Source organism: Myxococcus sp. AB056, from assembly GCF_006547365.1.
GTDB lineage: Bacteria > Myxococcota > Myxococcia > Myxococcales > Myxococcaceae > Myxococcus > Myxococcus virescens.
Window position 1 is genome coordinate 129,540 of record NZ_VHLB01000007.1, and the last position, 7,002, is coordinate 136,541.

Annotated in this window: 1 protein-coding gene (cut by a window edge); it reads left to right on the forward strand. The window is 70.5% G+C overall.

Annotation, left to right across the window (positions count from 1 at the left end):
- A protein-coding gene (locus FMP39_RS05240; RefSeq protein WP_141588881.1) for a non-ribosomal peptide synthetase/type I polyketide synthase crosses the window boundary here: on the forward strand, positions 1-6,999 show its 3' portion. 6,147 nt of this gene lie to the left of the window's left edge; 6,999 of the gene's 13,146 nt are visible here — the last part of the coding sequence; its start codon lies beyond the left edge, outside the window; it ends in the stop codon at positions 6,997-6,999.
- Positions 7,000-7,002 lie beyond the last annotated feature (3 nt).

A 7,002-nucleotide genomic window follows, 5' to 3' on the forward strand; every position in this document is an offset into this window, starting at 1 on the left:
CTCGACGTGGACGAGATTGCCTGCCTCGTCGACTTCGGCGTGGCGCTGGAGCCGATGATGTCCAGCCTCCGCCTGCTGGACGTGGTGCGGCAGCGCAGCCAGGTGCAGGCTCTGCCCGCAGATGCGGTGCTGGCCGAAGGCGATGCTGGATTCGGCGCACTTCTGTCGCTGGTGCAAGACGAGGGCGTCACCACGCTGCGCTGCGCGCCGTCGCAGGCGCGTGCCCTGGCGGAGCTTCCTGGCGCCGAGGCGGCGCTGGGGAGTGTTCGTCTCTGGGTGATCGGGGGCGAGCCGGAGGACGTCACCAGCTCGGCGCGGCACGTGGCGGTGGCGTCCTCCTTGGTGGGCGCGGCGTGGCCGTCTCCCGCTTCGGCGCCCGTGTACGTGCGGGATGCGTCCGGCGAGCCGGTTCCGGTTGGCGTGGTGGGAGAGCTGGCCCTGGGCGGCGCGGCGGTTCCGCTGGGCTTCTGGAATGACCCGGAGGCCACGCGGGCGCGCTTCATCTCCGTCCCCGGTTCGGACGAGCGCTTCTTTGTGACGGGCCAGCGTGCCCGTTTCCGCGATGCCGGCGAAGTGGAGTGCGTGGCCCCCGCGCGTGCGACCAAGGCGCGGCGTCCTACCACGCAGCCGGCCCGTGGCACCGTGGGCCCCAAGCCCTCTACGCTGCAGACGGCGCGCGCGGAGGTTTCCTCGGCGACCGCCACGCCTGTGGTGCGGGTGGGGCGGGACAAGCCGCTGCCGCTGTCCTTCCCGCAGCAGCGCATCTGGTACCTCCACCAGTTGGACCCGGCGGGCATCGCGTACAACAACACCGTCACCCTGCGTCTCGATGGCGCGGTGGACGAAGGCCTCTTGGATGCCGCGCTGAACGCGCTGGTCCGCCGGCATGAAGTCCTGCGCACCACCTTCGCGCTCGAAGACGGCGGTGCGTACCAGGTGATTGCCGACGCCATGCCCCTGGTGCTGGAGTGGCTGGTGGCTCGAGGCGGCACGCTGGAGGCGCGGGAGGCGGACGCGCTGAAGCAGGCCCTGGCCGAGGCGCGAAAGCCCTTTGACTTGATGCATGGGCCGGTGATGCGAGCCGTGCTGATTCGCATCAGCGAGGCCGTGTCCGTGCTGCACCTCACGCTGCACCACATCGCCTCGGACGGATGGTCTGGGGGCGTGCTCTTCCGCGAGCTGGTGGCGGGCTACGAAGCGCTCGCGGCGGGACGGCCGTCGCCGCTGCCGGAACTCCCGATTCAGTACGCGGACTACGCTGTGTGGCAGCGCGGCTGGCTGGAGGGGCCGGGCATGGGGGCCCAGCTCGCGTACTGGAAGAAGCAGCTCGCGGGCGCGCAGGTGTTGGAGCTGCCCACGGATCGTCCGCGTCCCGCGCGCTGGACGGGCCGGGGTGGCCGTCTCCAGGTCTCCGTGGACAAGCCCGTGATGGACGCGGTGTGGGCCGTGGGCCGTCGCGAGGGAGCCACGCCCTTCATGGTGCTGACGGCGGCGTTCCAGACGCTGCTGCACCGGTACTCCGGGCAGGACGACATCATCGTCGGCACGTCCGCTGCGGGCCGCAACCGTCCGGAGCTGGAAGGGCTCATCGGCTGCTTCCTGAATACGCTCGCCATCCGAGGCGACCTGTCGGGAGCCCCCACCTTCGTGGAACTGCTGCGCCGGGTGAAGGTGGCGTCGATTGGCGCGTATGCCCACCAGGAGATTCCGTTCGAGCGGCTGGTGGACGAGCTGCGCGTACCGAGAGATCCGAGCCGCATGCCGCTGGTCCAGGCGATGCTCACGTTCCACAACACGCCGCCCGTCGAGGTCCGAACGCCAGGGCTGGGCGTGAAGATGGTGGAGTTGGACATCGGTGCCACCAAGGTGGACCTGTCACTGGAGCTGCGTGAGACGCTGGAGGGACTCACGGGTGCCTTGGAGTACCCGGCGGATCTGTTCGACCTGTCCACGGTGGAGTTGATGTGGGAGCGCTTCGTCCGGCTGCTCCACGGCATCGCCGCGAATCCGTCGCAGCGCGTGTCGGAGTTGCCGCTGCTGTCCGACGCGGAGCGCCAGCGGATGCTGGTGGAGTGGAACGACACCCGCGAGCCCTTCGCGGCGGACGCGACGCTGCATGGCTTGTTCGAGGCCCAGGCCGCCCGGACGCCGGATGCGGTGGCGGTGGTGGCCGAGGGCCAGCAACTCACGTACGCGGAGCTGGAGGAACAAGCCAACCAGCTCGCGCACCACCTTCGCACGCTGGGCGTGGGTCCCGAGGTCCGCGTGGGGCTGTGCGTGGAGCGCTCCGTGGAGCTGGTGGTGGGACTCCTGGGCGTGCTGAAGGCCGGCGGCGCGTTCGTCCCCTTGGACCCGACGTACCCCACGGCTCGGTTGACGCACATGATGCGGGACGCCGGTCTGTCCGTCGTGGTGACGATGGATGACATCGCGGACGTGCTCCCCGCGGGTGGCGAGCTGCTCGTCGCGCTGGACGGAGACGGACGCCAGCTCGCGCGCAACCCGTCGGAGCCACCTCGCGTGGGTTCGTTGCCGGAGCATCTGGCATACGTCATCTACACGTCCGGCTCCACGGGCACTCCGAAGGGCGTGCTGGTGCCGCATCAGGGCCTCTGCAACACCCTGGGCACCATCATCCGGGCGCATGACGTGCGGCCAGGGCGGCGTGTGCTCCAGGCGGCAGCGCTCGGGTTCGACGCGTCCGTCCTGGAGGTGCTGTCCACGCTGGTGGCCGGAGCGGAGCTGCATCTGGCGCCGCGCGAGTCGCTGCTACCGGGAGAGCCCCTGCGCGAGCTGTTGGAGTCACGGGGCATCACCACGGTGACGCTCACGCCTTCGTCCCTGTCGCAGTTGGAGCCGGAGGGCCTTCCCTTGCTGGAGACGGTCATCTCCGCGGGAGAAGCCTGCTCGCCGGAGCTGGCGCGGCGATGGAAGCCGGGGAGGCGACTGCTCAACGGCTACGGACCCACCGAGGCGTCCGTCTGCGCGACGCTCTCCACCGAGCTGGACGTGGAGCGCCCGGACATCGGCCGTCCCGTCGCGAACATGCGCGCGTACGTGCTGGACGGGCAGGGGCAGCCCGTGCCTCCGGGCGTGCCGGGCGAGCTGTACCTGGGCGGACCGGGCGTGGCGCGTGGCTACCTGGGACGGCCGGAGCTGACGGCGGAGCGCTTCGTCCCGGATGCATTCTCGGGAGAGGCGGGGGCGCGGCTGTACCGCACGGGCGACCGGGTCCGCTTCCTCGCGGACGGGCGCCTGGAGTACCTGGGCCGCACCGACTTCCAGGTGAAGCTGCGCGGCTTCCGCATCGAGCTGGGGGAAGTGGAGGCGGTGCTGCGCCAGTACCCCGACGTGCGTGACGCGGTGGCCCTCGTGCGCGAGGACACGCCGGGAGCGCGGAGGCTGGTGGGGTACGTCGTGCAAGCCGCCGAGCTGGACGCATCGGCGCTGCGCTCGTTCATGAAGGAACGGTTGCCCGACCATCTGGTGCCCGCTGCCTTCGTCGCGCTGGACGCGCTTCCGCTGTCACCCAGCGGGAAGGTGGACCGGGCGGCGCTGCCGGCTCCGGACGCCGCGCGCGGAGGCAACGCGAAGGAGTTCACCGAGCCGCGCACGGAAGCGGAGAAGGCGTTGGCCGCGCTCTGGGCGCAGGTTCTGGGCGTGGAGCGCGTGGGCCTGCACGACAACTTCTTCGAGCTGGGCGGTGACTCCATCCTGGGCATCCAGATTGTCTCCCGGGCCAAGGCCCTGGGGCTGGAGCTGGAGCCGGCCATGCTCTTCGAGCGACAGACGCTCGTGGAGCTGGCTGCCGCCGCCGGGACGGCGAAGGCAGGCACGGCGGAGCAGGGGCTGGTGGAGGGGCCCGTGCCGCTGACGCCCATGCAGCGCATCTTCTTCGACGAGTGGGCGTTGCCTCAGCCGCACCATTACAACCTGGCCGCGGTGCTGGAGGTGCGCCGCCCGGTGGATGCCGCGCTGTTGGAGGAGGCGTTGCGGGCGCTGGTGTCGCACCATGATGCGCTCCGGCTGCGCTTCACGCGGGCGCCGGAAGGCTGGCGTCAGTCCATCGCGGGCGTGCCCGAGCGAGTGCCCGTGAGGCGCGTGGACCTGTCTTCCGTGCTGGAGGCGGAGCAGGGCGCCGCATTGGAGTCCGTGGGCGCGGAGGTCCATCAGAGCCTGGACCTGGGCGAGGGACTGCTGCTGCGCGCGGCCTTGTTCGAGCGGGGCGCGGGCCGGACGTCCCGGCTGCTGCTGGTGGTGCACCACCTGGCGGTGGATGGTGTATCGCTCCGTCCGTTGCTGGAGGACCTGGAGACCGCGTACTCGAATTTGGAGCGAGGCGCTCCGGTGTCGCTGCCGCCGAAGACGACGTCCTTCAAGGCGTGGGCGGAGCGGCTGTTGTCGCATGCTCGGACAGACGAGGTGGCGCGAGAGCTGCCGCTCTGGAAGGCCTCAAGTGATGTCCCCTCGCTTCCTGTGGACCTGCCAGGCGGAGACGACACCGCGGGCTCGGAAGCGCTGGTGACGGTGACGCTGGGCGTGGACGAAACGAAGGCGCTGGTGGGCGAAGTGCCCCTGGCGTACCGGGCGCGCGTGGATGAGGTGCTGCTCACGGCGGTGGCACGCGCGGTGTCTCGCTGGACGGGAAGCCGCGACGTGCGGCTGGAGCTGGAGGGACACGGGCGCGAGGCCCTCTTCGGTGACGTGGACCTGTCTCGCACCGTGGGCTGGTTCACCAGCACCTTCCCGCTGGAGGTGGAGTTGCCGGAGACGGGCAGCCCAGGAGACGCGCTCCGGACGCTGCGGGATGCGCGGCGGCGGTTGCCGGTGAATGGCATGGGCTACGGCTTGCTGCGCTACCTGCGCGAAGACACGGCCCAGACGCTGCGCGCCGCGCCGCGCGCGGAGGTTGGGTTCAACTACCTGGGGCAACTCGACGCGGCGGCTCGGGGGGCGGAGCGCTTCGCCCTCACGGAGGAGCCGAGCGGCGCGTGGCATGGCGCGGGAGGCCGCCGGCCGCACCGTCTCGAGGTGAATGCCGTGGTGTCCGAAGGCCGGCTGAAGGTGGCCTGGGCCTACAGCACGCGCGTCCACCAGCGGGCGACCATCGAAGCCGTGGCTGACGACTTCCTGTCATCGCTGCGTGAGTTGATGGAGAGCCGGAGTACGCCGGACGCGGCGCGCCGTTCGCCTGGGGACTTCCCGCTCGCGCGACTCTCGTCCTCCTCCCTGGACCGCTTGCTACGGCAGTTCCCGGCCGTGGAGGACATGTACCCGCTCACGTCGCTTCAGCAGGGCATGCTGTTCCATGTCGCGCTTGCGCCCCAAGGCTCGGGTGTCTTCCATGAGCAGTTGGCGTGGACGTCACGCGGGAACGTGGATGTCGCCGCGCTGCGACAGGCGTGGGCGGTGGTCATCGCTCGCAACGCCGTCCTGCGAACGTCCTTCATCCACGAGGGACTGCCGGAGCCGCTCCAGGTGGTCCATGCCAAGGCGGACCTGCCCTGGACGGAGCACGACCTGCGCGGTGTTCCCGCCGAGGAGCAACGCGCCCGGTTGGAGGCGCTGGTCCGTGAGGACCGTGCCCGTGGCTTCAACCTGGCGCCCGCGCCTCTGGCCCGGATGGAGGTGGTTCGCCTAGCCGAGCAGGAGTTCCGCTTCCTCTGGAGCCACCACCATCTGGTGATGGACGGGTGGGGCGTGGGCGTGATGTTGCGGGAGGTCTTCGCTTGCTACGCGGCGCTGACGCAGGGGCGCGACGCTGCGTTGCCTCGCCCCGCGTCTTGGCGCGACTACATGGCCTGGTTGCAGCGGCAGGACTTGTCTCGTGCCGAGGCGTTCTGGCGCGAGGAGCTCGCGGGCTTCACCACACCCACGCCGCTCCCCGGCGCCCGGGCCGCCGCGCCCGGGATGGAGGCCGCTGTCACGGGTGAGGAGATTCTGTGGCTGTCGCAAGAAGCCACGGCCGCACTTCAGACCTTCGCTCGGCGCAACGCGGTGACGCTCAACACGCTGACGCAGGGCGCGTGGGCGCTGCTCCTCGGGCGCCATGCGGGCCAGGAGGACGTCGTCTTCGGAGCCACTGTCTCCGGGCGGCCCGTGGACCTGCCGGACGCCGAGTCCATGGTGGGCCTGTTCATCAACTCGTTGCCCATCCGCGTGGGGCTGCCTTCCAATGCGCGGGTGGTGCCCTGGCTGCAGAAGCTCCAGGCACGGCAACTGGAGATGCGTAAGTACGAGCACAGTCCGCTGGTCCAGGTGAAGGGCTGGAGCGACATGCCTCGGGGTCTGCCGCTTTTCGAGAGCTTGCTCATCTTCGAGAACTATCCGCTCGACACCTCGCTGGGACAGGGCGTGCCGGGGCTGGAGGTGGTGGATGTGGAGAGCCGTGAGCAGGGCAACCACCCGCTCATTGCCTATGTGGTTCCCGGTGACAGGCTGCGCTTGAGCCTGGCCTACGCTCCCGAGCTGCATGGCTCGGACGTGGTGGCCGAGTTGCTGGAGCACTGGCGCATCCTGCTGGAGGCACTGGCCTCTGGCGTGGAGCGGCTCGCCGACGTGACGTTGCCGGGAGACGCCGAGCGGCTTCATGCCATGGCCAAGGCGCAGGTGGGCTCCATGGGGCACGCCGCGGAGTACGTCGCCCCCTCGACGCCAGAGGAGCTGGCGCTGGCGGGGATCTGGACGGAGCTGCTCGGCCGGCCGCGCGTTGGCGCTCGGGACGACTTCTTCGCCTTGGGCGGACACGTCGGGATGGCCGCGCGGATTGTGGCGCGCGTGCGTGAAGCGTTGGGCGTGGAGCTGCCGCTGCCGGCGGTGTTCGAGTCGCCCACGCTTGCTGGCATGGCGGAAGTGGTGTCCCGGATGGCGGGCTCGATGAAGCAGCTCGCGGATGACGCCATTGCACCGGCGTCGAGGTCGCTGGACCCGGCCGCGTTGGACCAACTGTCGGACGAGGAACTGGACGCGCTGCTGGACGCGACCGAGGTGGAGAGCTGAGCC